This is a genomic window from Streptomyces sp. NPDC059443 (assembly GCF_042750105.1).
Taxonomy (GTDB): domain Bacteria; phylum Actinomycetota; class Actinomycetes; order Streptomycetales; family Streptomycetaceae; genus Streptomyces.
Map to the genome: position 1 here is coordinate 57277 of NZ_JBHYVM010000011.1, position 26357 is coordinate 83633.

Annotated in this window: 24 protein-coding genes; 16 read left to right on the forward strand and 8 right to left on the reverse strand. The window is 71.7% G+C overall.

Annotated elements, in window-relative coordinates:
- Positions 1-18 precede the first annotated feature (18 nt).
- Positions 19-2922: a vitamin B12-dependent ribonucleotide reductase gene (locus ACFXDJ_RS13415; protein ID WP_384651382.1), complete on the forward strand. Its 2904-nt coding sequence runs from the start codon at positions 19-21 to the stop codon at positions 2920-2922.
- Between the two features lie 8 nt (positions 2923-2930).
- Here the strand turns inward: ACFXDJ_RS13415 and ACFXDJ_RS13420 are convergent, their stop codons facing one another.
- Positions 2931-3383, reverse strand: a complete 453-nt coding sequence (locus ACFXDJ_RS13420; protein WP_384651384.1) for a MarR family winged helix-turn-helix transcriptional regulator — start codon at positions 3381-3383, stop codon at positions 2931-2933.
- Between the two features lie 62 nt (positions 3384-3445).
- Here ACFXDJ_RS13420 and ACFXDJ_RS13425 point away from each other — a divergent pair, with 62 nt between their 5' ends.
- The 6 genes from ACFXDJ_RS13425 to ACFXDJ_RS13450 all read left to right on the forward strand — a co-directional run bounded on the left by ACFXDJ_RS13425 (position 3446) and on the right by ACFXDJ_RS13450 (position 9106).
- A complete protein-coding gene (locus tag ACFXDJ_RS13425) occupies positions 3446-3967 on the forward strand; it encodes a MarR family winged helix-turn-helix transcriptional regulator (protein ID WP_384651386.1) in 522 nt (173 codons plus the stop codon).
- A 128-nt stretch (positions 3968-4095) separates the two neighbouring features.
- On the forward strand, positions 4096-4920 hold the full coding sequence (locus ACFXDJ_RS13430) for an arylamine N-acetyltransferase (protein ID WP_384651388.1): 825 nt from the start codon (positions 4096-4098) through the stop codon (positions 4918-4920).
- A 32-nt stretch (positions 4921-4952) separates the two neighbouring features.
- On the forward strand, positions 4953-5558 hold the full coding sequence (locus tag ACFXDJ_RS13435; RefSeq protein WP_384651390.1) for a YdbC family protein: 606 nt from the start codon (positions 4953-4955) through the stop codon (positions 5556-5558).
- A 112-nt stretch (positions 5559-5670) separates the two neighbouring features.
- A complete protein-coding gene (locus ACFXDJ_RS13440) occupies positions 5671-6330 on the forward strand; it encodes a histidine phosphatase family protein (RefSeq protein ID WP_384651392.1) in 660 nt (219 codons plus the stop codon).
- Between the two features lie 11 nt (positions 6331-6341).
- Positions 6342-7256, forward strand: a complete 915-nt coding sequence (locus ACFXDJ_RS13445) for an ADP-ribosylglycohydrolase family protein (RefSeq protein WP_384651394.1) — start codon at positions 6342-6344, stop codon at positions 7254-7256.
- Between the two features lie 212 nt (positions 7257-7468).
- On the forward strand, positions 7469-9106 hold the full coding sequence (locus tag ACFXDJ_RS13450; RefSeq protein WP_384651396.1) for a DUF4173 domain-containing protein: 1638 nt from the start codon (positions 7469-7471) through the stop codon (positions 9104-9106).
- Between the two features lie 90 nt (positions 9107-9196).
- Here ACFXDJ_RS13450 and ACFXDJ_RS13455 read toward each other — a convergent pair whose 3' ends face one another.
- Positions 9197-10750, reverse strand: coding sequence for an MFS transporter (locus ACFXDJ_RS13455; RefSeq protein ID WP_384651398.1), 1554 nt, complete (start codon positions 10748-10750; stop codon positions 9197-9199).
- A 152-nt stretch (positions 10751-10902) separates the two neighbouring features.
- Between ACFXDJ_RS13455 and ACFXDJ_RS13460 the strand changes: the two genes are divergently transcribed.
- The 3 genes from ACFXDJ_RS13460 (at position 10903) to ACFXDJ_RS13470 (ending at position 13076) form a co-directional block, all read left to right on the forward strand.
- Entirely contained in the window at positions 10903-11505 is a 603-nt protein-coding gene (locus tag ACFXDJ_RS13460; protein ID WP_384651400.1) for a TetR/AcrR family transcriptional regulator, read from the forward strand.
- A gap of 135 nt (positions 11506-11640) precedes the next feature.
- The gene (locus ACFXDJ_RS13465) at positions 11641-12351 is read left to right on the forward strand and encodes a ribonuclease HII (protein WP_384651402.1); all 711 of its coding nucleotides are present in this window, start codon (positions 11641-11643) and stop codon (positions 12349-12351) included.
- 59 nt (positions 12352-12410) lie between these two features.
- Complete coding sequence (locus tag ACFXDJ_RS13470) at positions 12411-13076, forward strand: hypothetical protein (protein ID WP_384849051.1); 666 nt, start codon at positions 12411-12413, stop codon at positions 13074-13076.
- A 181-nt stretch (positions 13077-13257) separates the two neighbouring features.
- On the opposite strand, the gene ACFXDJ_RS13475 is transcribed toward ACFXDJ_RS13470, so the two are convergent.
- On the reverse strand, positions 13258-13887 hold the full coding sequence (locus ACFXDJ_RS13475; RefSeq protein WP_384651405.1) for a hypothetical protein: 630 nt from the start codon (positions 13885-13887) through the stop codon (positions 13258-13260).
- 348 nt (positions 13888-14235) lie between these two features.
- Here ACFXDJ_RS13475 and ACFXDJ_RS13480 point away from each other — a divergent pair, with 348 nt between their 5' ends.
- Positions 14236-16395, forward strand: a complete 2160-nt coding sequence (locus ACFXDJ_RS13480; RefSeq protein WP_384651407.1) for a RecQ family ATP-dependent DNA helicase — start codon at positions 14236-14238, stop codon at positions 16393-16395.
- Between the two features lie 41 nt (positions 16396-16436).
- Here ACFXDJ_RS13480 and ACFXDJ_RS13485 read toward each other — a convergent pair whose 3' ends face one another.
- Together ACFXDJ_RS13485 and ACFXDJ_RS13490 are read right to left on the reverse strand one after the other, a co-directional pair.
- Positions 16437-17087 (reverse strand): response regulator, encoded by a 651-nt coding sequence (locus ACFXDJ_RS13485; RefSeq protein ID WP_384651409.1) that lies wholly within the window; start codon positions 17085-17087, stop codon positions 16437-16439.
- Positions 17084-18223 carry a histidine kinase gene (locus tag ACFXDJ_RS13490; RefSeq protein WP_384651412.1) on the reverse strand — a complete coding sequence of 380 codons (1140 nt, stop codon included), beginning with the start codon at positions 18221-18223 and terminating at the stop codon, positions 17084-17086. Before ACFXDJ_RS13490 ends, ACFXDJ_RS13485 begins: the two co-directional genes overlap by 4 nt.
- Before the next feature lie 178 nt (positions 18224-18401).
- Here ACFXDJ_RS13490 and ACFXDJ_RS13495 point away from each other — a divergent pair, with 178 nt between their 5' ends.
- Both ACFXDJ_RS13495 and ACFXDJ_RS13500 read left to right on the forward strand, forming a co-directional pair.
- Positions 18402-18869, forward strand: coding sequence for a hypothetical protein (locus ACFXDJ_RS13495; RefSeq protein ID WP_384651414.1), 468 nt, complete (start codon positions 18402-18404; stop codon positions 18867-18869).
- 51 nt (positions 18870-18920) lie between these two features.
- Positions 18921-21125: an MMPL family transporter gene (locus ACFXDJ_RS13500; protein WP_384651416.1), complete on the forward strand. Its 2205-nt coding sequence runs from the start codon at positions 18921-18923 to the stop codon at positions 21123-21125.
- Positions 21126-21187: 62 nt separating this feature from the next.
- Here the strand turns inward: ACFXDJ_RS13500 and ACFXDJ_RS13505 are convergent, their stop codons facing one another.
- The 3 genes from ACFXDJ_RS13505 to ACFXDJ_RS13515 are packed head-to-tail and all read right to left on the reverse strand — an operon-like array spanning position 21188 to position 24398.
- Positions 21188-21712: a TetR/AcrR family transcriptional regulator gene (locus ACFXDJ_RS13505; RefSeq protein WP_384651418.1), complete on the reverse strand. Its 525-nt coding sequence runs from the start codon at positions 21710-21712 to the stop codon at positions 21188-21190.
- Complete coding sequence (locus ACFXDJ_RS13510; RefSeq protein WP_384651420.1) at positions 21709-23370, reverse strand: phytoene desaturase family protein; 1662 nt, start codon at positions 23368-23370, stop codon at positions 21709-21711. The genes ACFXDJ_RS13505 and ACFXDJ_RS13510 overlap by 4 nt, the downstream gene beginning before the upstream one ends.
- The gene (locus ACFXDJ_RS13515) at positions 23367-24398 is read right to left on the reverse strand and encodes an ACP S-malonyltransferase (RefSeq protein WP_384651422.1); all 1032 of its coding nucleotides are present in this window, start codon (positions 24396-24398) and stop codon (positions 23367-23369) included. Before ACFXDJ_RS13515 ends, ACFXDJ_RS13510 begins: the two co-directional genes overlap by 4 nt.
- A gap of 235 nt (positions 24399-24633) precedes the next feature.
- On the opposite strand from ACFXDJ_RS13515, the gene ACFXDJ_RS13520 reads away from it, so the two are divergent.
- The 3 genes from ACFXDJ_RS13520 to ACFXDJ_RS13530 all read left to right on the forward strand — a co-directional run.
- The gene (locus ACFXDJ_RS13520; RefSeq protein WP_384651424.1) at positions 24634-24909 is read left to right on the forward strand and encodes an acyl carrier protein; all 276 of its coding nucleotides are present in this window, start codon (positions 24634-24636) and stop codon (positions 24907-24909) included.
- Positions 24902-26161 carry a beta-ketoacyl-[acyl-carrier-protein] synthase family protein gene (locus ACFXDJ_RS13525; protein ID WP_384849055.1) on the forward strand — a complete coding sequence of 420 codons (1260 nt, stop codon included), beginning with the start codon at positions 24902-24904 and terminating at the stop codon, positions 26159-26161. Before ACFXDJ_RS13520 ends, ACFXDJ_RS13525 begins: the two co-directional genes overlap by 8 nt.
- A partial coding sequence (locus tag ACFXDJ_RS13530) for a hypothetical protein (RefSeq protein ID WP_384849058.1) occupies positions 26158-26357 on the forward strand: 200 nt, incomplete at its 3' end. The genes ACFXDJ_RS13525 and ACFXDJ_RS13530, both read left to right, overlap by 4 nt.

Below are 26357 nucleotides of genomic sequence, written 5' to 3' on the forward strand. Positions count from 1 at the left end.
CATATGGGAGGAAGCGGCATGACAGAGACGGCGAGCAGCTCGGCACGAGGTTCCCGCGCCAAGGGGACCAAGCCTGCCAAGAGCGGCCTGCGTATCGAGCGCATCCACACCACCCCGGGCGTGCACCCGTACGACGAGGTGAGCTGGGAGCGCCGTGACGTCGTCATGACCAACTGGCGCGACGGCTCGGTCAACTTCGAGCAGTACGGCGTGGAGTTCCCCGACTTCTGGTCGGTGAACGCGGTCAACATCGTCACCAGCAAGTACTTCCGTGGTGCTGTCGGCACCCCGCAGCGCGAGACCGGTCTGAAGCAGCTCATCGACCGGATCGTGAAGACGTACACGAAGGCCGGCGAGGACTTCGACTACTTCACGTCGCCCGCCGACGCGGAGATCTTCGAGCACGAGCTGACGTACGCGCTCCTGCACCAGATCTTCAGCTTCAACTCGCCGGTGTGGTTCAACGTCGGCACGCCCCAGCCCCAGCAGGTCTCCGCCTGCTTCATCCTGGCCGTCGACGACTCCATGGAGTCGATCCTCGACTGGTACAAGGAAGAGGGCATGATCTTCAAGGGCGGCTCCGGCGCCGGCCTGAACCTCTCCCGCATCCGCTCCTCCAAGGAGCTCCTCTCTTCCGGCGGCAACGCCTCCGGCCCGGTCTCCTTCATGCGCGGCGCCGACGCGTCCGCCGGAACCATCAAGTCGGGCGGCGCCACCCGCCGCGCGGCCAAGATGGTCGTCCTGGACGTGGACCACCCGGACGTCGAGGACTTCATCGCCACCAAGGTGAAGGAAGAGGAGAAGATCCGCGCCCTGCGCGACGCGGGCTTCGACATGGACCTGGGCGGCGACGACATCACGTCCGTCCAGTACCAGAACGCCAACAACTCCGTCCGCGTGAACGACGAGTTCATGACGGCCGTCGAGAACGGCACCGAGTTCGGCCTGCGTGCCCGCATGACCGGCGAGGTCATCGAGACGGTCGACGCCAAGTCGCTCTTCCGCAAGCTCGCCGAGGCCGCGTGGGCCTGTGCCGACCCGGGCATCCAGTACGACGGTGTGATCAACAACTGGCACACCTGCCCGGAGTCCGGCCGCATCACCGCGTCCAACCCGTGCAGCGAGTACATGCACCTGGACAACACGTCCTGCAACCTCGCCTCGCTGAACCTGATGAAGTTCCTGAACGACGACGGCAAGGGCAACCAGTCCTTCGACGCCGAGCGCTTCTCCAAGGTCGTCGAGCTCGTCATCACCGCGATGGACATCTCGATCTGCTTCGCGGACTTCCCGACGCAGAAGATCGGCGAGAACACCCGCGCCTTCCGCCAGCTGGGCATCGGCTACGCCAACCTCGGCGCCCTGCTCATGGCCACCGGCCACGCGTACGACTCGGACGGCGGCCGCACCCTCGCCGCCTCGATCACCTCGCTGATGACCGGTACCGCGTACAAGCGTTCCGCCGAGCTGGCCGCGATCGTCGGCCCGTACGACGGCTACGCCCGCAACGCCGAGTCGCACAAGCGCGTCATGAAGCAGCACGCCGACGCCAACGCCGTCGCGCCGCGTACCGAGGACCTGGACAAGGTCATCTGGGCCGCGGCCACCGAGGCCTGGCAGGACGTCGTCCGTCTCGGCGAGAAGAACGGCTTCCGCAACTCGCAGGCCTCCGTCCTCGCGCCGACCGGCACCATCGGCCTCGCGATGTCCTGTGACACGACCGGTGTCGAGCCGGACCTGGCCCTGGTCAAGTTCAAGAAGCTCGTCGGCGGCGGCTCGATGCAGATCGTCAACGGCACCGTTCCGCAGGCCCTGCGCCGCATGGGCTACCAGGAAGAGCAGATCGAGGCGATCGTCGCCCACATCGCCGAGCACGGCGTGGTCGTCGACGCCCCGGGCCTGAAGCCGGAGCACTACTCGGTCTTCGACTGCGCGATGGGCGAGCGTTCCATCTCCGCGATGGGCCACGTCCGCATGATGGCCGCGATCCAGCCCTGGATCTCCGGCGCGATCTCCAAGACGGTCAACATGCCGGAGACGGCGACCGTCGAAGAGATCGAGGAGATCTACTTCGAGGCGTGGAAGCTGGGCGTCAAGGCGCTCGCGATCTACCGCGACAACTGCAAGGTCGGCCAGCCCCTCTCCGCGAAGAAGAAGGAAGAGGAGAAGGAGGAGGTCACCGCCAAGGCGGAGGACACCATCCGGACGGCCGTCGAGAAGGTCATCGAGTACCGCCCGGTCCGCAAGCGCCTCCCGAAGGGCCGCCCGGGGATCACCACCTCCTTCACGGTCGGTGGCGCCGAGGGCTACATGACCGCGAACTCCTACCCGGACGACGGTCTCGGCGAGGTCTTCCTGAAGATGTCCAAGCAGGGTTCCACCCTCGCGGGCATGATGGACGCCTTCTCGATCGCCGTCTCGGTCGGTCTGCAGTACGGCGTCCCGCTGGAGACGTACGTCGCGAAGTTCACGAACATGCGCTTCGAGCCGGCCGGCATGACGGACGACCCGGACGTGCGGATGGCGCAGTCGATCGTCGACTACATCTTCCGCCGCGTGGCGCTCGACTTCCTGCCCTTCGAGACCCGCTCGGCCCTCGGCATCCACTCCGCCGAGGAGCGTCAGCGTCACCTGGACACCGGTTCCTACGAGCCCCTCGACGAGGAGCTCGACACGGAGTCCCTGACCCCGTCGGCCCCGCTCGCGGCGGTTCCGGCAGCGGCCCCGAAGCCGGTCGCGGCCCCGGTCGCGGTCGCCCCGGTCCCGGCCCCCAAGACGGCGCACTCCAACGCCGAACTGGTCGAGATGCAGCTCGGCGTCTCCGCCGACGCCCCGCTCTGCTTCTCCTGCGGTACGAAGATGCAACGCGCCGGCTCCTGCTACATCTGCGAGGGCTGCGGCTCCACCAGCGGTTGCAGCTGACCGAGACCTCAGGGTCGCAACGGCTGAATAGCTGACGAAGCGGGGACCGGCACCATGCCGGTCCCCGCTTCCGCGTTGTGGGTCATGCGCTCCAGCACGGAGACCGCCGTGCGGTACTCCTCGGGGGTGATGCCCTTCGTCGACCGCTCGCGGAAGGCGGCGACGCGGGTGGCCGCGGTGGCGAATCGGGTGCGGCCGGCGGGGGTGGGGGACAGGGCGCCGGGCGGCTCCTGGCGGAGCCAGCCGTCGGCGGTGAGGGAGTCGATGACGGCGGTCAAGGTGGCGGTGTCGGCGTTGGCGGCGAGCAGGGCGTGTACGTCGGCGGGCGCCGTCGGGCCCCCTGCGACCGCGTTGAGCACTTGCCAGCCGAGCCGTGTCAGGCCCGCGTCGGCGAGGAGGGCGTCCATGGAGCGGGTGAGGGCCAGGTCGGTGCGGTTCAGCCAGTATCCGATGGGCTTCATGGATATGCATGCTTGCATGCATATAGTTTCGGGTCAACATGCGATTCGGTAGGGTGGTGGGCATGACTACGCCCGGAAGCGGACCTGTGAGCGGACCCGAGAGCGGTTACGGCCCGGCCGAGGCCGCCGCGCTGCTGGACGCCGTCGGCCCGGCCTTCGGCAAGCTCCGCAGATCGGTACTGGCCGAGGTGGAGAATCCGCTGTCGCCGAAGGACATGACGCGCACGCTCGTGCTCAACATCGTCGAAGAGGGTGCGAAGGCGCCGGACGGCGAGGTGACCGTCGGGTCGGTCGCCGAGAGGCTCGGCGTCGATCCGTCCGTGGCCAGCCGGATGGTCTCCGACTGCATCTCCAGCGGCTACCTCGTCCGGGCGGCCTCACAGCGCGACGGCCGGCGCACCATCCTGTGCCTGAGCCCGGAGGGCGTGGACCTGCTGGGCCGCTTCCGGGCGCACCAGCGTGCCGCGTTCGAATACGTGACGGCCGACTGGTCCGAGCGCGACCGGCTGGACCTGGCCAGACTCATGGTCAAGTACACCGACACGATCGCGAGCCTGCGCGAACGGGGCCTTGCCGGCGGCTGACCGGCCGTCCGCCGGGCGGGTGAAGAGCGGGTTGGAGCGGAGGGCGGTCATGTCCATCATTGTGCGGGGGCGGTGTGACCGGGTGCCCCGGGATTTCACGGTACGGCGAGCGAGGGGGCGGGGGAGCCATGTGGAACGGTGACGAGTTGGACCTGGATGCCTATCTGGCGAGGATCGGATGGGCGGGCGGGGAACTCCGGGCGGATCTGGCGACGTTGAAGGAAGTACACCGGGCCCACACCGGTGCGATCACCTTCGAGAGTCTGGACGTACTGTTCGGCCGCGCCGTCGCGCTGGACGTCAAGGCGGTCGAGGACAAGCTCGTGCACGAGCGCCGCGGCGGCTACTGCTACGAGCAGAACCTGCTGCTGGCCGCTGCCCTGGAGCGGCTCGGCTTCGAGGTCTCCGGGCGCGGTGCCCGCAACCGCACCCGTGGGGACACCCTCCTCGCGGTGACGCACGCCGTCCTCGTCGTCACCGTCGAAGGGGAGCCCTGGCTCTGCGACGCCGGGTTCGGCTGGCAGGGCCCGCGCGAGCCCGTGCCCCTGGCCCGCCCCGGCGCCGAGGTGCGCCAGGGGGAGTGGGTGTTCCGCGTCCGGGAGGAGGCGGGCGGGGTCCTCGTGCTCTGCGTGGCGCGCGAGGGCACCTGGCGCGACCTGTACGCCTTCTCCCCGCAGCCCTACCACCCCGTCGACTACGTGGTCCTCAACCACTACAGCTCCTCGCACCCCCGCTCCGCCTTCGTCGGCCAGGTCATCGTCCAGTACCCGGGAGACTCCGCCCGGTTGGCGCTCGTAGGGCGGGAGCTCTCGCGGCTGCTTCCCGACGGGCGGGTGGAGCGTCGCGAAGTGGAGGCCGAAGAGCTGCTCGCGCTGCTCGGGCGGGAGTTCGGGCTTCGCCTGCCCGATCGGGACGCGGCGGAACTCCTGCGGATGTACCGCGCCGGGGACTGACCCGGGCCCCGCCGGGCCCGTACGATGGCGCAGTGCTGGTCAAGTGGATTCGCTGCACGGTGACGGACCGACGCGGGTTCGAGCGCGGGCAGCGCAAATGGGCTGGGCTTCCCGGCGAACCGGGCTTCCGGGGACAGGGCGGCGGCTGGAGCCGAGGCCGGCAGGGGGTGGCGCACGTCTTCGCGTTCTGGGAGAGCCGCTCCTTCTACGACTCCTTCATGGCCCGGTCGCACGACCGGCTGGCGGCCTCGCAGAACGGCACCTTCACCGACGCGCGGGTCACGCTCTTCGACCACCGCTTCGATGTGAAGACCGGCTTCGAGCCCCGTTTCACCGATGCCGACGTGGTCCGGGTCGCCCACACCCGGGTGCGCGAAGGCCGGGTGGACCACTTCGCCCTCATGCAGGAGAAGGTGTGGAATCCGGCCATGGCGGGCTCGCCCGGCATGATCCGGGGGCTCTTCGGCGAGGCGCCCGGCCGGGAGTTCCTCGTCCTGTCGATGTGGCAGGCGGCGGCCGAACACGGCAAGTACCGGCAGGAGCGGGTCGAGCGGCTCTCCCTGCGCGCCCAGATCCAGGCCGACGTCGAAGCCCTCACCGGTGACGTCGTCGATCTGGAACCGTCCTGGACGGTGTGATGGTGTGACCGTGTGACGGCATTGCTGTACTAAGAGCTGGCCGTACGACTGCCCGACGGCCGACCGGCGTGCCCGGTCGGCATGCCCGCGGGTGGCCGAATAGGGTCGTGGGATGGTTCGACCACGGCGCATCGTCCTTGTCAGGCACGGGGAATCGGAGGGCAATGCCGACGACTCGGTGTACGAGCGGGAGCCCGACCACGCCCTGAGGCTGACCCGCACCGGTCGCGAGCAGGCCGCCGACGCCGGCGTCCGGCTGCGCGAGCTCTTCGGGGACGAGTCCATCAGCGCGTACGTCTCCCCGTACCGCCGGACCCTGCAGACCTTCCGGGAGTTGCGCCTGGACCCGGCGCGGGTCCGGATGCGCGAGGAGCCGAGGCTGCGCGAGCAGGACTGGGGCAACTGGCAGGACCGGGACGACGTACGACTGCAGAAGGCCTACCGCGACGCGTACGGACACTTCTTCTACCGCTTCGCGCAGGGGGAGTCGGGCGCCGACGTGTACGACCGCGTCGGCTCCTTCCTGGAAAGCCTCTACCGCAGCTTCGAGGCCCCGGACCACCCGGAAAACGTGCTGCTCGTGACGCACGGGCTGACGATGAGACTGTTCTGCATGCGCTGGTTCCACTGGTCCGTGGCCGAGTTCGAGGCCCTCTCCAACCCGGGGAACGGCGAATACCGGGTCCTCCTGCTCGGCCCCGACGGCCGGTACCGGATGGACCGCCCGTTTGAGCGGTGGACCACACCCGAGCCCTACGACCTGGACGGCTAGAGTGACGCGCGATGACCTCTGACTCCTCTTCCGAAAGGCGCTACGCACGCGCCATGGCCAGCCTCCGAGGGCTGGCCCTGGGGGACGCCCTGGGCTCCCAGTACTTCGTCCCCGTGAACTACCCGCTGCTCAAGCGGCGCGAGCTGCCCGCCGGCAGCGATCCGTGGCAGTGGACCGACGACACCGAGATGGCCTGCTCGGTGGTGGCCGTGCTCGCCGAGCACGACCGGGTGGACCAGGACGCGCTGGCCGCCTCCTTCGCCCGCCACCACGACTTCGACCGCGGCTACGGCCCCGCCGTCAACCGGATGCTGCGCCTGGTCCGCGAGGGCGAGGACTGGCGCACGCTCGCCGCCGAACTGTTCAACGGGCAGGGCTCGTGGGGCAACGGCGCGGCCATGCGGGTCGCCCCGCTGGGCGCCTGGTACGCCGACGACCCCGAGCAGGCCACCCACCAGGCGGAGATCTCCGCCTACACCACCCACCAGCACCGCGAAGCGGTGTGCGGAGCGATGGCCGTGGCCGCCGCGGCCGCGCTGGCGGCCGCCCCGGCCGGACCGCCCAAGGCCGCCGACCTGCTGGACGGCGTGATCGCGCTGGTGCCGCGCAGTGCGGTGGGCGCCGGGCTGCGGCGGGCGCGCGACATGCTGGACTACAGCGACGCGACCACCGTCGCGGCCGTACTGGGCTGCGGGCGGCGCACCAGCGCCCACGACACCGTGCCGTTCGCCCTGTGGTCCGCGGCGCGGGGCCTGGACGACTACGAGCGGGCCTTCTGGACCACCGCGCAGGTGGGCGGTGACGTCGACACGACCTGCGCGATCGTCGGCGGGGTGCTCGGCGCGCGCGGGGACGAGGTGCTGCCGGCCGCCTGGCTGGCGCGGACCGAGGCGCTGCCGGCCTGGCTGCCGGAGACGGCGCGGTAGCGGCGGTCCACGCCGGTCCGTCGCTGTCCACGCCGGTCCGCGCCGGTCGCCGTGGTCCGCGCCGGCCCGCGCCGGTCTGTGTCCGTCCGTTTGTCACGGTCCTGACACAGGACAGTTTTGAGCCTGTTCAAAACTGCGGGGCACCGGCCTACCCTGGCCGCTCGCCGTCCCCACCGCATCGCCGGGGAGGGGCGGCAAGGGAGGGGAACCCGATGTCAGAGAACACCGATGCCGCGGACGGTGTCGAGGCGATGCCCCCGGCGCCGCCCGGCTGGGACGCCAAGGCGTGGCGGACCTACCAGACGCGCCTGATGCGCAAGCGCCGGGCCAAGGCCGGCGGTGGCTGGTCCCTCGCACCGCTCGCCTGGGCCGAGGCCGCGCGGCCCGGGGCCGCGGCTCCCGTTTCGGGCCTCGTGCTCGGCGCCGTCCTCGCCTCCGGCGTCGCCGCCGCCGTGCTGCTCGGCGACGGGCTGGGCCCCGGCCTGCTCCTCGCGGTGGTGCCGGCCCTCGTCGCCGTGTACGCGGCCGCCCGCACCGCCGGCCGCAAGGTCCGCCCGTGGACCGTGCTCTGGGCGGTCGGCTGCCTCGCGCTGCTCGCCGTACCCACCCTGCGCGCCTCCGGCTGGCCGGCCGCGCTGGCCCTGCTCGCCGCGGTCATGGCGGCGGCGCTGGCCCTGCACGGCAGCCGCAGCTGGCAGGGCATCCTGGCCGGCCCGTTCTTCGGCTTCGTGGACTCCGCCGTGCTCGGGGTGCGCTGGGTCTGGACCGGGCTCCGCTCGCGCGGCAGCGGGAGCCGGGACCGCTGGCTGCCCGTGGCCAAGGCCGTCCTGGTGGCGCTGGTCCTGCTGGGGCTCTTCGGCACGCTGTTCGCCTCCGCCGACGCCGCCTTCGCGGATCTGCTCAGCGGACTGACCCCCGATGTCGGCGGGTTGGACGGGCCGGTCCGCTTCCTGCTCTTCCTGCTGGGCGCCGTCCTCGCGATCGCCGCCGCGCGGACCGCCGCGGCGCCCTCCCGCTGGGACCGCATCGAGGTGGCCCCGGGGAAGGCGCGCTCGCGGGTGGAGTGGGCGCTGCCGCTCATCGTGCTCGACCTGCTCTTCGCCGGATTCAACGCCGTTCAGCTCGCCGTCCTGTTCGGCGGGTACCGCAAGGTTCTGGAAGCCACCGGCCTGACCTACTCCGAGTACGCGCGCCAGGGCTTCTGGCAGTTGCTCTGGGCCACCCTGCTCACCCTCGCCGTCATCGCGCTCGCCCTGCGCTGGGCCCCGCGCGGCGGCGCCGGTGACCGGCGGCTGGTGCGTTCCGTGCTCGGCACGCTGTGCGCGCTGACCCTGGTCGTGGTCGCCTCCGCGCTGCACCGCATGAACCTCTACGTGGACGCGTACGGGCTGACCCGGCTGCGCGTCTCGGTCGCGGGCGTGGAGCTGTGGCTCGGGCTGGTCGTCGTACTGATCATGGCTGCCGGGGCGTTCGGCGCACGGTGGCTGCCGCGCGCGGTGGCGGGGAGCGCCGTGGCCGCCGTACTGGCCTTCGGGCTGGTGTCCCCGGACGGGCTGATCGCCGAGGGCAACGTCAGCCGGTACGAGCAGGACCACAAGATCGACCTGGCCTATTTCCAGTCCCTGTCGGCCGACGCGGTGCCCGGACTGGACCGGTTGCCCGAGCCGCAGCGCTCCTGCGCCCTGCGCGGGATCAATCAGGACCTGGTGAGGGCGGGCGACGACGTGCCCTGGTACGCGATGAGCCTGGGGGAGCGCAGGGCCCGGCGGATCCTGCGCGAGCGCCCGGTGACGGCCTCGTACGCGCAGTGCGCGCGCCTGGGCACCTTCGGCAGCCGCATCGAGTACTAGAGGGAGACCCGACGGCCCGTGCGAAGGGCCCGGCGCGACGGCGAGCCCGGTGGGCTTCCCGCGCCGGGCCCCTCGTACGGGGCTGCGTGCTCAGGCGGCCGGACGGGCCTTGGCGGCGGCTCCGTTCAGCGCCTCCAGGTCGCTCTTGCGCACGCGGATCACCAGCAGGGCGGTGGCGAGCGCCATCGCGGCCATGGCCACGCCCGCGATGAAGGCGGTGGCGATCCCGTGGGTGAGGACGATGTCCCCCCAGGGGTCGGGCAGCCGCCCGGTCTGCTTGAAGGCCGCCACCTGACCCTGGTCGGCCTGCGCGAGGAAGGCCGGGAGCTGCTTGCCGGCCTCGGTGCGGCTGGCCGTGCCGAAGACGGTGACCAGGATGGACAGCCCGAGCGAGCCGCCGACCTGCTGGCTGGCGTTGAGCAGCCCGGAGGCCGCGCCCGCCTCGTGCGGGGCCACCCCGGAGACGGCGGTGAGGGTGAGGGTGACGAAGTTGAGGCCCATGCCGAAGCCGAACAGCAGCATCGGACCCAGTACCCCGGAGAGGTACGAGCTGTCGGGCTCGATGAAGGTCAGCCAGGCCAGGCCGGTGCCGGTGAGCGCGGAGCCGGTGATCATGAACGGCTTGGGGCCGAAGCGCGGCAGCAGGCGCTGGGAGGTCCCGGCGGCGGTGATGATGGCGGCCGTGACGGGCAGGAAGCCGATTCCGGACTGGATCGGAGTGAAGCCCAGCACGTTCTGCACGAACTGGACGATGAAGAAGAACATTCCGAACATCGCCGCGGCAAGACTGAGCATGATCACGTAAGTGCCGGTGCGATTGCGTGCGGCGAACATGCGCAGCGGGATGATCGGATCGGCGGCCCGGGACTCGATGATCACGAAGCTCGCGAGCAGGACGACGGCGACTCCGAAAGAGCCCAGGGTCACGCCGTCGCGCCAGCCGTCCTGGGCGGCGCGGATGAACCCGTAGACGAGTGCGGTCATGCCTCCGGTGGAAGCGAGCGCTCCGGCGATGTCGAACCGGCCGGGGTGGCGCTCGGACTCGCTGATGTAGAGCGGGGCGAGGACCGCGATCAGGATGCCGATCGGCACGTTGACGAAGAAGATCCAGCGCCAGTCGAGCCATTCGGTGAGCATTCCGCCGGCCAGCAGGCCGATGGCGCCGCCACCCGCGGAGACGGCCGCGAACACGCCGAAGGCGCGGTTGCGTTCGGGCCCCTCGGGGAACGTCGTGGTGATCAGGGCGAGCGAGGTCGGCGAGGCGATGGCGCCGCCCACGCCCTGGAGGGCGCGGGCCGCGAGCAACTGCCAGGGCTCCTGGGCGAAACCGCCGAGCAGGGACGCCAGGGTGAAGAGCAGGATGCCGGTCATGAAGACGCGGCGCCGGCCCAGGATGTCGCCCGCGCGGCCGCCGAGCAGCAGCAGTCCACCGAAGGCGAGCGTGTAGGCGCTGATCACCCACGACAGGTCGGTGGTCGAGATCGCGAGGGCGGTCTGGATGTGCGGGAGCGCGATGTTCACGATCGTCGCGTCGAGGACGACCATGAGCTGGCACGCGGCGATGACGGCGAGCGCCACTCCCGGGCGCCCCTCCCGGCGAGCCGCGCCCGGTATCTGGGATTTGGAGAGCTGAGGAGTTATCACTGTGGATCCCCCCGAAGTGAAATAGTGAACGTACGCGTTCACAGCCCGTCCACCGTAGGGAGTCGGCCTTAGGGAACGCAAGCGTTCCCTAAGGCTGAAAATGCGTGCGACGGACGTGAGTGCGGGTGTGGGTTCCGGGTGGAGGTAGAGCGGTGATGGGTACGCGCTGGTCAGCGGCGCCTTCGGGGCGCAGGCGCGGGCCCGAGCTCGAACGGGCGGTTCTGGACGTTGTGTTGGAGCAGTTGAGTACCGGTGGCTGGAACGCCCTCACGATGGAGGGCGTGGCCGCGGGTGCGCAGACCGGCAAGGCGGCGCTGTACCGGCGCTGGCCCTCGAAGGCGGACCTGGTGGCCGACGCGCTGTGGACGCGGCTGCCGCCGCTCGTCCAGATCCGGGATCTGGGGTCGATCCGCGAGGACCTGTACGCGCTGTGCGTGCGGATGCGGGACGTCATGAACTCGCGAGCCGGCCGGGCGCTGCGCGCGGTGCTTCACGAGTGCGATCACGGTCATGCGGAGCGGTTCCGGGGGCTGATCCTGTCCGGGCTGTACGATCCGGCGCACAGGCTGATCGCCGAGCTGGTGCACCGTGGAATCGACCGCGGGGACGTCCGGTCGGATGCGGACAGTCCGCTTCTGGCCGAGGTGATTCCGGCGATGATGATGTACCGCGCGAAGGTGTGCGGGAGCGAATGGGCGGACGCGGAGATCGCCGAGATGATCGACGGGGTCATGCTGCCGCTGCTCCGGGCGTGAGGCGGCGAGGGGGCCGGCGGGAGGCCGGGAGGGGGCCGGGAGGGGGCCGGCGGGAGGCTCGGCGGTGGTCCGGCCGGGGCCTGGTGGGGGTCGGGGTGTGCAGGCGGCCCGAGGCGGCGTAACCTTGCTGGCGCCATGCCGTATGAAGCACCCACACACACCGTCGAACGCTCCCTCCGTGCGACCACCGGCGCCAAGGTCATAGCCGGGGTCGACGAAGTCGGACGAGGGGCCTGGGCCGGTCCCGTCACCGTGTGCGCGGCGATCACCGGACTGCGCCGGCCGCCCGCGGGACTCACCGACTCCAAACTGCTCACCCCCAAGCGACGCGACGCGCTCGTCGGCGTCCTGGAGGACTGGGTCACCGCCTATGCGCTGGGCCATTCCTCCCCGGAGGAGATCGACGAGCTCGGGATGACCGCCGCCCTGCGCCTCGCCGCGGTGCGCGCCCTGGAGGCGCTGCCCGTGCGGCCGGACGCGGTGATTCTCGACGGCAAGCACGACTACCTCGGTTCGCCCTGGCAGGTACGGACGGTGATCAAGGGCGACCAGTCCTGTGTCGCCGTCGCCGCCGCCTCGGTGATCGCCAAGGTCCGGCGCGACCGGATGATGGCCGAAATCGGTGAACAGGGCGGCGGAATCGAGCATTTCGCTTTCGCCGCCAACGCCGGATACCCCTCGCCCGTGCACCGGGCGGCGCTGGAGGAGCTGGGTCCCACCACGTACCACCGGCTCTCCTGGTCCTACCTGGACGCGCTGCCCCGCTGGCGCCACCTCAAGAAGGTGCGCCGCAGCGAGGAATCGATGGAGCTGGAAAACGGAGGCCAACTCGGCTTCGATTTCTGATCGCACGCACGTGCCACCCACCGGTACGTTTCGTACCGGTGTTTGATAGATATCAATTCATGCCTCTCACCCCCGCCCCCGAGGAGCCTCAGATTCACGAGAGTGCCCAGGGTCCCCGCGTCACGCCGGCCGCGAGCCGCACCGCGCAGACCCCCCGCCCCGTACCTGGTCCGCGTCCCGCAGCCGTACCCCGGCCCGGACGTCCCGGTCCCTCTCCCGCAGCGGCCGGCCGCGCGGGCAGTGCCCCCAGGCCCGCAGCGCCCGCGCAGCGGGTCGCGCAGGCCGCTTCCGGACCCGTTTCCGCGACCCCCACGACCCCGTCCGTCTCCGCGGCGGTGCCGCAGGTCCAGCTGATCCCGGCTTCCGCCGAGGGCGCGCTGGACGCGGCCGAAGAGGCCGTGGACCTGCTGCTCGACACCGGGCGCGCGCCCGGTGACATCCTGGTGCTCACCACCGGCGGCCCGCACCCGTGGGCCGCGCACGAGCTGTCCTTCGGCGAGGCCGCGTACTGGGCCCTGCACGACGCCGGGGACGACGTCTTCTACGCGGACGCGGCGCAGGTACAGCGCGCCGCCGGCCGTCCCGTCGTGGTCCTCGCGGCCAACGGCGGACCGGTCGAGGCCGTCGCCGCGGCCCTGCCGGTCGCGCTCGCGCGAGCCGGTGCGCTCCTGATCTGCTGCGGCGAGCCGCAGCAGATCAACTCCGTGCTGGGCGCGGGCGTCTGACGCTCCGTATCCCGGCGCGGTCGAGGGGCGGGGCGGGCGAGCAGCCGGCCCTGCCGAAGTCCGAGGCCTGACCAGCCGTACGCCCGCTTCAGGGTGTACGGCCGTTGGGCGTGCCCGGAGACGGGGCCGGCGCAGCGCTCGGGGTGATCCCGGGTGAAAGCCTCCGGCCCGTCTACGGGGCTCAGCGCGCGGCGGTGCGGCGCAGGGCCTCGGGCGCTCCGCCCCCGGTGTGCAGGGCGATCGGAGCGAACTCGGCCGTCGCCCGGCCGAGCCGCTCGGGCCGGGAATCCGAGCTGGGCCGCCGGCCGCCGCGGCCTTCGCCCAGGACCTGCCAGCCGCCGCGGGTCAGCGTGATGTACGCGCCGCAGCGCAGCCCGTGCAGGGTGCAGGCGTCGCGCAGCCCCCACATCCAGGCCCCGTCCTCCTCGGTCCACCGCTCGTCGCCGTCGCGGCAGTACAGCAGCACCGCCGTCCGTACGGGAGTGCGCCGCCGCAGGTCGTGCGGGATGATCCGGCGCAGGCCGGAGAGCAGGGCGTTGCGGTACTCCCAGCCGTCGGCCGAGGCCGAGCGCTGGACGAAGGAGGCGCTGGCGACGAGCCGCTCCTCGGGTCCGAGCACGGCGATCACCGCCGTGGACGGCACCGGGCTGTGCCGCGAGTGCAGGCCGCTGACGACCTCGCGCGGATTGCGCAGCAGGGGTACGCCGGACGAGGTCCACTCGGACGGTTCCAGCAGCCTGCCGTGCCGGCTGGCGCCGCCGGTGGCCGTTGACAGGGACGTGGTCGAGGGCGGGGCGAATCCGAAGGTCACGGTCCTCCCTTCGGGTACACGCCCGCGTACGGGCACGGCTGGGATGCGGGTGCGGGCGCGGCCCAGGAGTTGCCGCCGGGCCGAGCGGGAGCGGTGCAATTCTCGCGTGGCCCGTGAGCATGCGGCAACGAGCAATTGACGCCGCCGACCGGAATTCGCCGGTATGCCGTTCATATCCTTGCCCCGGCAGACCGGAGATGACTCATCCGGCCACGGCTGAACCGCCGGTACCAGCGGAAACACCTCCTCGGCCGCTCGACGCCGCGGTGAAGGCCCGAACCGTGTCCACGCCGGCGATTACGGTGCGTGAGCTGGCCGATTGTCATAGCCATCGGGTTGCATGGGGGCATGGACACCCTGGAGCTCCGCACCGAAGCCGACACCATCCTCGCCGAGCTCGTCGGCGACCCCGGGGGTTCGGCGCGGCTGCGCGAGGACCAGTGGCAGGCGGTGTCGGCGCTCGTCGAGGACCGCCGACGGGCCCTGGTGGTGCAGCGCACGGGCTGGGGCAAGTCGGCGGTGTACTTCGTGGCCACCGCCCTGCTGCGCCGGCGCGGCGCCGGCCCCACCGTGATCATCTCGCCGCTGCTGGCGCTGATGCGCAACCAGGTCGAGGCGGCGGCGCGGGCGGGAATCCAGGCGCGCACCATCAACTCCGCCAACCCGGAGGAGTGGGACACGATCTACGGGGAGGTCGAGCGCGGCGAAACCGACGTCCTCCTCGTCAGTCCGGAGCGCCTCAATTCCGTGGACTTCCGCGAGCAGGTGCTGCCCAAGCTCGCGGCCACGACCGGCCTGCTGGTCGTCGACGAGGCCCACTGCATCTCCGACTGGGGCCACGACTTCCGCCCCGACTACCGCCGGCTGCGGGCGATGCTCGCCGAGCTCGCCCCCGGTGTGCCGGTGCTCGCCACCACGGCGACCGCGAACGCGCGGGTCACGGCGGACGTGGCCGAGCAGCTGGGCACCGGCGCCGGTGAGGCGCTGGTGCTGCGCGGCACCCTGGAGCGCGAAAGCCTGCGGCTGGGCGTGGTCCGGCTGCCGGACGCGGCGCACCGCCTGGCCTGGCTCGCCGAGCACCTGGACGGGCTGCAGGGCTCCGGCATCATCTACACGCTGACGGTGGCCGCGGCCGAGGAGGCCGCCGCCTTCCTGCGCCAGCGCGGGTTCAAGGTGGCCTCGTACACCGGGAAGACCGAGAACGCCGACCGGCTGCAGGCCGAGGTCGACCTCCAGGAGAACCGGGTCAAGGCGCTGGTGGCGACCTCTGCGCTCGGCATGGGCTTCGACAAGCCGGACCTGGGCTTCGTGATCCACCTCGGCTCGCCGTCCTCGCCGATCGCCTACTACCAGCAGGTCGGCCGCGCCGGCCGAGGCGTGGAGCACGCCGACGTCCTGCTGCTGCCGGGCCAGGAAGACGAGGCGATCTGGCGCTACTTCGCCGACACCGCCTTCCCGCCCGAGGCCCAGGTCCGCCAGACCCTGTCGGCCCTGGCCGATGCCGGTCGGCCCTTGTCGGTGCCGGTCCTGGAAGCGGCGGTGGACCTGCGGCGCACCCGGCTGGAGACGATGCTCAAGGTCCTGGACGTGGACGGTGCGGTCAAGCGGGTGAAGGGCGGCTGGAGCTCCACCGGCCAGGAGTGGGTGTACGACTCCGAGCGGTATGCCTGGGTGGCCCGGCAGCGGGCCGCCGAGCAGCAGGCCATGCGCGACTACGTGAGCACCTCCGCGTGCCGGATGGAGTTCCTGCGCCTCCAGCTGGACGACGAGGGTGCGACGGCGTGCGGCCGCTGCGACAACTGCGCGGGCACCTGGGCCGATGCCTCCGTCTCGGCGGAGACGCTGACAGGGGCGGCGAAGGAACTGGACCGTCCGGGGGTGGAGATCGAGCCGCGCCGGATGTGGCCGACGGGGATGTCCGCGCTGGGCATCGACCTCAAGGGCCGCATCCCGGTCAAGGAGCAGTGCTCCACCGGGCGCGCCCTGGGCCGGCTCTCCGACATCGGCTGGGGCAACCGGCTGCGCCCGCTGCTCGCCGACAACGCTCCCGACGGCCCGGTCCCCGACGACGTACTCCAGGCCGCGGTGGCGGTCATCGCCGACTGGGCGCGCTCCCCGGGCGGCTGGGCGCCGAACGTCGCGGACGCCTCCTCGCGGCCGGTGGGAATCGTCGCCGTCCCCTCGCTGACCCGCCCGCAGCTGGTCGGTTCGCTCGCCCAGGGCATCGCGGCCATCGGCCGCCTCCCGTTCCTGGGCACCCTGGCGTACACCGGGCCGGACGGGGCGCACGCAGCGCGCCGCAGCAACTCCGCCCAGCGCCTGCGGACGCTCTCCGGAGCCTTCGCCGTACCGGAGGAGCTGGCCGCCGCCCTGGCGGAGTCCCCCGGCCCGGTCCTGCTCGTGGACGACTCCACCGAATCGGGCTGGACCCTCGCGGTCGCCGCCCGCCTGCTCCGCCGGGCGGGCGCCGAACGGGTGCTTCCGCTGGTCCTCGCCACGGCGGGCTGAGGTGAGGACGGCCTGAGCCGAGCCTCAGGCCGTCCTCACCCTCACCCCTCGACCAGGCCCTGCTGGATGGCCAGCACCGCGAGCCGGACCCGGTTCACGCTGTCCGTCTTGGTCATCAGGTTGGACACGTGCGTCTTCACCGTGGTCACGCCGACGTGCATCCGTTCGGCGATCTCCGTGTTCGACAGTCCGGCGGCGACATGGCCCAGCACCTCTCGCTCGCGCTCGGTGAAGTGGACCGAATCGCGCCGCCGTTCACCCTCGCCGCTCCAGGCCGACGCCGCCCTGGCGACCACCCGGTGCAGCACGGTCGGGCTGTACGGGCTCTCGCCCAGGGCGGCGCGCCGGATCGCGTCGAGCACCAGCGCCGGGGAGACGTCCTTGGCCAGGAAGCCGCAGGCACCCGCGTTGAGCGCGGGGTAGAGCCGTTCGTCGTCGTCGAAGGTGGTCAGCACCACCACCCGGGTGGACGGCCGTACCTGGAGGATCTGGCGGGTGGCCGCGATGCCGTCCATGCCGGGCATGTGCAGGTCCATCAGCACCACGTCCGGATGCAGCCGCTCCGCCAGCCGCAGGGCCTCGGCTCCGTTCACCGCCTCCCCGGCGACCGTGATGTCCGGGGTGGACTCGCACAGCATCCGGACCCCGGCCCGGACCAGGTGCTGGTCGTCGGCGATCAGGACGCTGATCACGACCGGCTCCGGGGGGCCGAGGCCGGCAGGCTAGCGGCGAGGCGCCAGCCGTTCGCCACGGATCCGGCGTCGATGGTGCCGCCGACCAGTGCCACTCGCTCGCGCATCCCCAACAGGCCGTAACCGGTGCCCTCCTGGTCGGGAACACCCACCCCGTGCGGGGCCTTTCGAGGTATGTCGTTCTCCAGCTCCAGCTGCAAGGTCCCCTCCTCCATCGCGGCGCGGAGCCGGACCTTGGCGTACGGTCCGGCGTGCTTGATGACGTTCGCCAGTCCTTCCTGGACCAGCCGTAGCACGGTCAGGCTGCGGATCGCGTCCAGCCCGGCGATCTCCGGACCGATCTCGGCGTCCACCGCGAGGCCGGCCTGGCGGGACTGCTCGATCACCCCCTGCACGGCGGCCGGCAGGTCGGTGGACTCCGCCAGCAGGGGGGCCAGGTGGTCACCGGCGGGATCCCGCAGTGCGGTCAGCAGCCGCCGCAGATCGGTCAGGGCCGTGGTGGCGCTGGTGTGCACGTCGTCCAGCACCTCCCTCAGCTGCCGGTCGGCCTGCGGCAGTACGTGTCTGGCCACCCCGACCCGGAGCACGGTGGAGGCCAGATGGTGCGCGACCATGTCGTGCAGCTCCCGGGCGATCGCCGCGCGTTCGCCCATGCGGGCGCCCCACTCCGCCAGGTCGCGGGTGTGTTCGGCCTCCCGGGCCCGCGCCTGGGCCGTCCTGGTGGCCAGCTCGGCGGACCGGATGTAGCCGGCCAGCAGGACCGGAACGCAGGCGATCACCAGGCCCCGGTAGAGCGCCGGGCCGATGCCGCCGGCCGCCGTACCGGCATTGACCAGTTGCGCGGCCATCAGCGCGCAGGCCGCCACCACCGTCGGTATTCCCCAGCGTCTGACGGCCACTTCGAACAGTGCGGCACTGGCCCCGACCTTGACCTCGACCATGACGGCCGGGGCGAACAGCTCGGCCAGCCCGAGCATGACCGACTGGCCGATGGTGACGGTGAGCGGCCGAAAGCCCCCCAGCGAGGCCAGGACCAGCACCCCGAGGCCGACGAACCAGTCCATCGCCCCCAGGTCTGCCGGCCTTCGCAGGAACAGGAGGTATCCGAGGCCGAAGGCCACCAGAGCCAGTCGCATCGGCCCGAAGCGTCGGCCGAAGAGACGTTGCTTCCACTCTCGCAGCACGTTCCCACCTTACGGCGATCGGCGGACCCCGTGATCATCCCGCAGGGGGAGGGGCCGTCTCCTCCTTCAGGCCGGACGGTCCGGCCTGTAGCCCGAAGTAACGCGATGGCGCGGCCGGAATCCTGGATGCATGACCAAGGCTAATCCTGGCGGTGCCCTGCACGGCTTGACGCTCGCCCACGCGGCCCCCGACGTCGAAGAGGACCGGCCCGAGCCGGTCCGCACCCCGCGGCCGATCGCCGCGATAGTCCTCGCAACCTCCGCCGCGGTGGTGGCGGTGTGGGGGGTGATGATCCTCTTCTACGCGGAGCCGGACCGGCGACTGCTGTGGGGCGGATTCGACCTGATGATGGCCGCCTTGATGGCGCTCGCCTCCCGGCTCGCCGCCAGACGCGATCCGAGGGTCTCCCTCGCCGCCGCCGGACTGGCCGTCTTCATGGTCAACGACCTGTGGTTCGACGTCCTCACGGCACCGTCCGAGTACCTCCCGATGTCCCTCCTCACCGCGTTCACCCTGGAGCTGCCGTACGCGGTGGCCTGCGTGGTCTACGCCCTGCGGGTGCACCGTCGCGCGGTCTGCCGACCCGTCGCTCCGTAGTCCCCCGACAGTCCCTCGATCCCCTCATCCCCATCTGGAAGGAGCGTCCACGTGATCGCGTCAATCGGCAGGTTCTCCGCCGAACGCAGACGATGGGTCATCATCGGCGCGGTGCTGTTCACACTGCTGGCCGGCGGCTGGGGCACCGGTGTGTTCGGCGCCATCACCGGCGGCGCCGGGTTCGACGACCCGGCCAGCCAGTCCTCGCAGGCCGACAAGGTGCTCGCCGGGCCTCTGGGCCGGCAGGCCAACGACGTCGTGGTGCTCTACCGCAGTGACGACCGCGCCATCACCGACGCGGGCCTCGCGAGCGGGATCCAGGCGGCCGTCGCCGCGGTGCCGCGCGAGGACCTGGAACGGGTGGACACCTACTGGTCCACCAACCAGAACCCCGAGTTCCTCAGCAAGGACGGGCACGCCACCTATGTGGCACTGCAGTTCAAGTCCTCGGACGACCAGGAGCGCGTGAAGGCCCTGGAGAAGATCAAGGCCGCCTTCGCGGTGCCCGGCACCGATGTCCGCTTCGGCGGGGTCACCGCGATGACCGCACAGGTCAACACGCTCACCGGCCAGGACATCGGGCGGGCCGAGATGCTCTCCGTGCCGCTCCTGCTGGTGCTGCTGGTCCTCATCTTCCGCAGCGCGATCGCCGCTTCCCTCCCGCTGGCCGTCGGGACGGTGGTCGCGCTCGGCTCGTTCGCGGTGCTGCGCGTGATCACCCTGTTCGTGGCCATCTCCAGCAGCGTGATCAACGTGATCACCATCCTGGGGCTGGGCCTCGCCATCGACTACGCGCTCTTCATGGTCAACCGGTTCCGGGAGGAACTGGCGGCGGGAACCCCGGTGGACAAGGCCGTCGAGCGGACCACCGCCACGGCGGGCCGGACGGTGGCCTTCTCGGGACTCGCCGTCGCGATCTCCTTCGCCGGCCTGACCCTGTTCCCGTCCCGGTTCCTGAGCTCCATGGGCTACGCGGCGGTCTCCGTGGTCGCCTTCGCCGTGATCGGCTCGCTCACGCTGCTCCCGGCGCTGCTCCGGGTCACCGGGCACCGCGTCAACTCCTGGCGGGTGCCGATGCCGTGGGACCGCCGCAAGGCGGCCGACGCCGGGCGCCGGCCGGAGAGCGAGGGCCGCTGGTACCGGACCGCCAAGGCCGTGATGCGCCGTCCGCTGCTCACCACGCTCGCGGTGGTGACCCTGCTCGTCGGCCTCGGCGCGCCGTTCCTCGGCGTCAACTGGGCCCGCCCCGGTGACTGGGTGCTGCCGGCCAACGCGGACGCCCGGGTCGTCAGCCGGCAGTTCGCCACGGACTTCACCCAGGACCCGACCAAGACGATCACCGCGGTGGTCGAGCTGCCGGGTCCGGCGAGCGGCGCGAAGGCCGAGCTGGACGCGTTCGCCGGCCGGATCAACTCGGTGCCCGGCCTGACCGGCGCCACGGTGACCAACACCCACGAGAACCTGGCCCGGATCACCGGCCACTACTCCATGGACCCGATGTCGCGCGGCGCCCGGACCATGGTGGACGACCTCCGCGCGACGGCCCGCCCGGAGGGGGCCGCCGTCAAGTTCACCGGCATGCCCGTCTCGCGGGTCGACATCGTGGACATGATCGGTGCGCGGATCCCCTGGATGGCGCTCTTCGTCGCGCTGGTCTCCTCGCTCGTGCTCTTCCTGGCCTTCGGGTCGGTCACCATCCCGCTCAAGTCCGTGGTCCTCAACCTCCTGTCCCTGTCGGCGGCTTTCGGCGCGATCAAGCTGATCTTCCAGGACGGCTACCTGCACGGCCTGCTGGGCTTCACCCCGATCGGTGCGATCGACGCCAACTTCCCGGTGCTGATCGTGGCGATCGCCTTCGGCCTGGCGATGGACTACGAGGTGTTCCTGCTCTCCCGGATCAAGGAGAGCTACGACCGCAACCGCGATCCGGAGGAGTCGATCGCCCAGGGCCTCCAGCGCACCGGAAAGATCATCACAAGTGCCGCCCTGTTGCTGGTGGTCGTCGTCTGCGGGTTCCTGACCTCGTCGATCGCCTTCATGCAGATGATCGGTGTCGGCCTGGTGATCGCCATCGTGGTCGACGCGACGCTGGTACGGGCCGTGCTGGTGCCGGCGACCATGAAGCTCCTGGGGCACTGGGCCTGGTGGGCCCCGGCGCCGCTGACCCGGCTCTGGCAGCGCTTCAACCTGTCGCACACCGAGTCCGAGGAGACCGTTCCCGGGCCGGCGGAGGTCCGCCAGGCCGCCCGCCGCTGACCGGTCGACCCGCTGCCGCCAACGCGTCAGGGCACCCCCGAGGGGGTGCCCTGACAGCGGCGTCACACCACTGGTGCCGGCGCCATCGCCGCCTTGGTGCAGGCCAGCGATTCGTGGGCGAAGAAGGCCGCCACCTCGGCCGGGGCGGCGCCGGAGCAGGCGCGGACCAGGTCCCACAGGTCGGACCAGCAGCGGCGGACGAGCCCGGCGAACTCCGGGTCGTCCGCGGACGCGGACGCCGACGCCGACAGCGACGCCGACGCGGTCACGGCCTGGAGCCGCATCAGCAGCACGCCCCCGTCGTCGAGGAGCCCGTCACGGGCCCGGGACATGGCGGCCAGGGCGGCCGGACCCCGCAGACCGGCGGCCGCCCGCGCGTAGGCCGCCCCCGTCTGCTCGAAGGACCGTACCGCTGCGGCCGTGAAGAGGGCGCGCTTGCCGGGGAACAGCCGGAACACGTAGGGCTGCGAGACGCCGGCCCGCCGGGCGATCGCCTCGGTCGAAGTGCCGTGGTAGCCGCCGGCGGAGAACTCGGCGATCGCGGCCAGCAGCACGCGTTCACGGCGCTCGTCCGCGCTCTGCCTCATGACACCCCGCGGGACACCGCCAGCGGGTCCCAGTCCGGGCCGCGGTCCGGCAGCACCGTGGGATCCCCGAACACCGAGCCCGAGTGCACCGCGTGCATGAGACGGACGTCCAGGATCTGTCCGGCGCACGCGATGCCGCTGACCGCCGAGCCGGTGATCCCGTTCCCGTAGCGGGTGTTGGCGCCGACGATGTGCAGGCCCTCGACGAAGGTGGCCGTGTCCGGGCGGGCGCCGGTGGCGCCCCACTGCGCCATGCCGAACGGGGTGCCGCCGGTGGAGAGCGTGTAGCGCTCCTGGGTGAGCGGAGTCGCCGTCTCCACGTGGGTGATGTGGCCGCGGAACGGGCCCATGGCTTCCTCGGCCGCGTCCAGCACGGCCTCGGTCAGCCGCGCCTTCTCCTTCTGGTACACCGGATTGCGGCGGTACTTCTCGCCGTCCGCCGGGCCGGCGTCGACACCCCACTGCTCGAAACCGGGCGGGCAGAGCGTCATCAGCTGGAAGTTGGAGTGGCCGGGCGGGCAGATGCGCGGGCTGAGGTGGTCCTTGCCGGAGGCGAAGGACGCGAAGAGGAAGTCGGTGGTGCCGCTCGTACCGCCGCCGCGCAGCTCCTCGTAGAACCGGCCGATGTCCTCACCCCGGTACCACCACAGGTTGGCGTGCCGCTCCATGTCCTTGTCCACGGCCACGTACACCGTGGCCCAGGGCAGAGCCATCCGCGCGTCCCTGGTCTTGGCGGCCAGCCGCCGGGGCAGGAACTCCTCACCCACCAGGTCGAGCATCGTGCGCCGGTAGTCGGCGTTCGATACGACGACCGGCGCGGCGGCCACGGTCCTGTCCGCGAACTCCACGCCCCGCGCCCGGCCGTCCTCGACCGCGATCCTCACCACCCGAGCACGTGTCCGCAGGGTTCCGCCGTGCGCGCGGATCACTTCGAGCAGCCCGGAGGCGAGCATCTGCCCGCCCCCCGTCGGGTAGTAGGCGCCCCGTATGTAGTGGTCGGTGAGGGTCGCGTGCATCGCGACGGTGGCCTCGTCCGGAGACATCCCGTAGTTGGGGGACTGGGCGGCGAGCAGGGTCCGGGCGCGGGCGGAGAGGCCGCAGTGGTCGAAGAGCTCGGTCAGGGTCCGGCGCCCCCAGGCCACCGAGTGCGGGGCCAGCCGGGGCAGGTCCGCCATCGGCACGTCCTGGGCCGACAGGATCGCGTCGCGGCGCTCGCCGCCGAGCCCTGCCACCACGTCCAGGAAGGTGTCGATCCCGGCGGCGTCCGACGGGCAGGCGTCCTGGAGCCGGCGGCGGTAGCCTCCCCAGTCCGCGGGCATGTCGAGGGTGGTCCCCGCGGCCACGATCCGGTCGAACCCGTCCGGATCCATCTCCTGATAGGGAACGCGGCCGCGCAGGCCCAGGCCGTCCAGGATGGCGGGCAGCACTCCGTCCGGCCCGCAGTCGCCGAGGTAGTGCACGCCGACGTCGAACTCGTAGGAGCGGCGCCGCCGGAACACGTGGCTGTTGCCGCCCGCGACCGGCCCCTGCTCGGCGACCAGGACCCGCTTGCCTCCGACCGCGAGGTAGGCCGCGCACACCAGCCCGCCGATGCCGGAGCCGATGACGATGGCGTCCCAGTCCTGCCGGCCGCCGTCCGTACCCCCGCGGGCGCTCACGCCATGCTCCTGACGAGGCCGTCGCGAACGAGGCCGTCGCGAACGGGGGCGTACGGTACGAAGGTGCCCGGCACGGCGGGCAGCTGCCCCGGTTCGCCGATGGTCAGGCGGGACATCCACGGAGCGGTCTGCCGGGCCAGGGCGGTGAGCGTGCGACCGGGACCGACCTCCACGACCATGTCGCAGTACAGGCCGTCGGCCATCGTCTTGACCGAGTCCGACCACATCACCGGGCCGGTCAGCTGAGTCTCCAGCAGCCCCGGCCAGTCTCCCGGACCGTGGTGCGGCCGGGCGTCCGCGTTGGCCACGACCGGGGCGAAGCCGGTACGGAACTCCGTACGCGCCAGGGCGCCGGCGAAGGCCGCGGCGGCCGGGGCCATCAGCGGGGTGTGGAAGGCACCGGCGGCCTGGACGGGCTCGATCCGGTCGGCGCCCATCTCCAGGGCCACGGCGCAGCACCGGTCCACGGACCGGGCCTCGCCGGACAGGACGGTCTGCCGGGGCGAGTCGAGTCCCGCCACCCAGACCCGGCCGCCGTCCGCGCGCACCGATTCCGCGGCGCCGTGCAGGGCCTGCGCGGACAGCCCCAGGACGGCCGCCATCGCGCCGCGCTCCGAGGCGTACGCCTCGCGCGCCGCTCGGCTCATCGCCTCACCGCGGGCCGTGACCAGACGTACGGCGTCGTCGAAATCGACGATCCCCGCGGCCACCAGCGCCGCGTACTCGCCCACGCCGTGGCCGGCGCACGCGCGGGGCCGGGCGGCTGCCGGGAGCACCCGTCGCAGCTCGTCGAGGATCACCATCTCCAGTACGAAGGTGGCCAGCTGGGCGTTGCCGGTACGGCTCAGGCGTTCCCCGTCGGCGCGCAGCAGCAGTTCTTCCACGTCGCGTCCGGACACCTCGCTCGCCCGCCCGGCCAGGAACCAGCCGGGACGGCCGGCCCAGAGGCGTCCCATTCCGGGATGCCGCGCACCCTGGCCCGGAAATACCAAAGCCAAACGTGGACCGCTCATCTCGACCTCTTCCATCTTGTGGGCACCATCGCCCGGGAACCATCGCCCAGTGAGGGTGGCAGCGGCGTTTGGAAGCTCGGTAAAGGCCGAATAAAAGGGAGGGCAAACTCCGGACAAAGGGAGGAAACCGGCGCGCCACTGTCACTTTTGACGAATGTGGTACCCCTTTGGTTGAGGGGCTCTTGCCCGGCCAAATCCGCGCTGCATACGGTCCTTCCGTCCGGTCCGAAGGTGACGAGAGGGAAAGCGCATGACTCAGCAGACTGTGGCGACCGCGAGCGACTTTTACGCGGCGGTCAGCCAGATCGTCAACGAGGAGCTCGAACTGGAGGAGGGCGAGCTGACGGACAACGGTCACTTCATCGACGACTACGACAGTGACTCGCTCTCGCTCATCACCGTGGTCTCCCGAATAGAGAAGGAATTGGGCGTGGTCATTCCGAAGACCGAGCTCACCGAACTCGTAAATCTTCGCCTGCTGGTCGACGGCGTCGTTCAGTACGCCAAGGAGAGCGCAAATGACTGAGCCCGACCCCGCACGTACCGCTCCCGCGGGCGATGCGGGAAAGTATCGCCGTGTCGTGATCACCGGGCTCGGCGCGGTGTCACCGGTGGGTATCGGCGCCGATGTGTTCGCCTCCGCCATCAGGGCGGGAAAGAACGGAATCGGGCCGATAGAGAGTTTCGACGCGAGCCCCTTCCCCCGGAACAACGCGGGTGAGGTGCTCGATTTTGAACCCACCCACCACATCAAGCGGCTCGACCCGGCGCGCTGGGGCCGCAGCGGCCTGCTGGCCGCCGCGGCCGCCCGGCTGGCCGTCGCGGACGCCGGGATCGACGAGGAGCAGCTGGCGGCCGCCCGGGCCGGCGCGATCATGGGCACCACCAGCGGGGAGTCCGCGGTCATCCAGGAGCTCGCCGAACAGTGGCTCCAGGGCGGCCTGGAGTCGATCGACGGTGGGCTGGCGGGGCAGACCCCCGCCTCGCGGATCGCCAACGCGGTGAGCTCGGAACTGCTGCTCGCCGGCGACACGCAGACCATCCCGACCGCCTGCTCCGCTTCCAACTACGCGCTCGGGTACGCCTTCGACCTGGTCCGCAGCGGCGAGGCCGATGTGATGCTGGCGGGCGGCGCCGACGCCGTGAACCGGCTCACGCACGCGGGCTTCTACGCGCTCGGCGCCATGGCCGAGGACGTCCCGCGGCCCTTCGCCGCGGACCGCTCGGGCATCGTCACCGGAGAGGGAGGCGCCGTGCTGGTGCTGGAGACGTACGAGCACGCCGTCCGTCGCGGGGCCCGCATGTACGCGGAGGTCCTCGGCTACGCCGCGAACTGCGACGCCTCCCACATGGTGCAGCCCGATGCCACCAGCATCGCCGCGGGCATCCGGGCGGCGCACGCGGCGGCCGGGGTCGACCCGTCGCAGATCGACTACATCTGCGCCCACGGCACGGGCACGCCCACCAACGACGCCACCGAAGTCGCGGCGGCCCGCGAGGTGTTCGGCGACCGCATCCCGCCGATCAGCTCCATCAAGTCGATGCTGGGCCACACCATGGGCGCGGCGTCCGGCTTCGGTGCCATCGCCTGCTGCAAGGCGCTGGAGCAGGACTTCCTGCCGCCCACCGCGCACGTCACGGTGCCTGACCCCGAGCTCGGCGAGGGCGTGGACTGCGTGCCGGGCACCGGTCGCGAAGCGCGTCTGAACATCGTGCAGAACCACGGCTTCGCCTTCGGCGGGAACAACGTCATCACCATCCTGGGGAGGGTTTCGTGACCGTCGAGATCACGGACACGTCCGCGACCTCGGTCGTAGAGCCGCTGTACGTGTCCACGGCCGGGGTCGTCTCCGCGGCCGGTCTGGGACTGGCGCCGCTGGCCGAGCGGCTGCGCGGCCGCGGCGCGTGCCACGACCTGCCGGGGGGGGGGGTCGCGGGGGCCTACGCGCCGCCGGCCGGCCGGGCGGTTCGGGG

Coding starts and splice junctions, on each gene's coding strand:
- ACFXDJ_RS13415 (WP_384651382.1), top strand. CDS start 19: ATGACAGAGACGGCGAGCAGCTCGGCACGAGGTTCCCGCGCCAAGGGG.
- ACFXDJ_RS13420 (WP_384651384.1), bottom strand. CDS start 3,383: ATGAAGCCCATCGGATACTGGCTGAACCGCACCGACCTGGCCCTCACC.
- ACFXDJ_RS13425 (WP_384651386.1), top strand. CDS start 3,446: ATGACTACGCCCGGAAGCGGACCTGTGAGCGGACCCGAGAGCGGTTAC.
- ACFXDJ_RS13430 (WP_384651388.1), top strand. CDS start 4,096: ATGTGGAACGGTGACGAGTTGGACCTGGATGCCTATCTGGCGAGGATC.
- ACFXDJ_RS13440 (WP_384651392.1), top strand. CDS start 5,671: ATGGTTCGACCACGGCGCATCGTCCTTGTCAGGCACGGGGAATCGGAG.
- ACFXDJ_RS13445 (WP_384651394.1), top strand. CDS start 6,342: ATGACCTCTGACTCCTCTTCCGAAAGGCGCTACGCACGCGCCATGGCC.
- ACFXDJ_RS13450 (WP_384651396.1), top strand. CDS start 7,469: ATGTCAGAGAACACCGATGCCGCGGACGGTGTCGAGGCGATGCCCCCG.
- ACFXDJ_RS13465 (WP_384651402.1), top strand. CDS start 11,641: ATGCCGTATGAAGCACCCACACACACCGTCGAACGCTCCCTCCGTGCG.
- ACFXDJ_RS13470 (WP_384849051.1), top strand. CDS start 12,411: ATGCCTCTCACCCCCGCCCCCGAGGAGCCTCAGATTCACGAGAGTGCC.
- ACFXDJ_RS13480 (WP_384651407.1), top strand. CDS start 14,236: ATGGACACCCTGGAGCTCCGCACCGAAGCCGACACCATCCTCGCCGAG.
- ACFXDJ_RS13490 (WP_384651412.1), bottom strand. CDS start 18,223: ATGCGACTGGCTCTGGTGGCCTTCGGCCTCGGATACCTCCTGTTCCTG.
- ACFXDJ_RS13495 (WP_384651414.1), top strand. CDS start 18,402: ATGACCAAGGCTAATCCTGGCGGTGCCCTGCACGGCTTGACGCTCGCC.
- ACFXDJ_RS13505 (WP_384651418.1), bottom strand. CDS start 21,712: ATGAGGCAGAGCGCGGACGAGCGCCGTGAACGCGTGCTGCTGGCCGCG.
- ACFXDJ_RS13515 (WP_384651422.1), bottom strand. CDS start 24,398: ATGGAAGAGGTCGAGATGAGCGGTCCACGTTTGGCTTTGGTATTTCCG.
- ACFXDJ_RS13520 (WP_384651424.1), top strand. CDS start 24,634: ATGACTCAGCAGACTGTGGCGACCGCGAGCGACTTTTACGCGGCGGTC.
- ACFXDJ_RS13525 (WP_384849055.1), top strand. CDS start 24,902: ATGACTGAGCCCGACCCCGCACGTACCGCTCCCGCGGGCGATGCGGGA.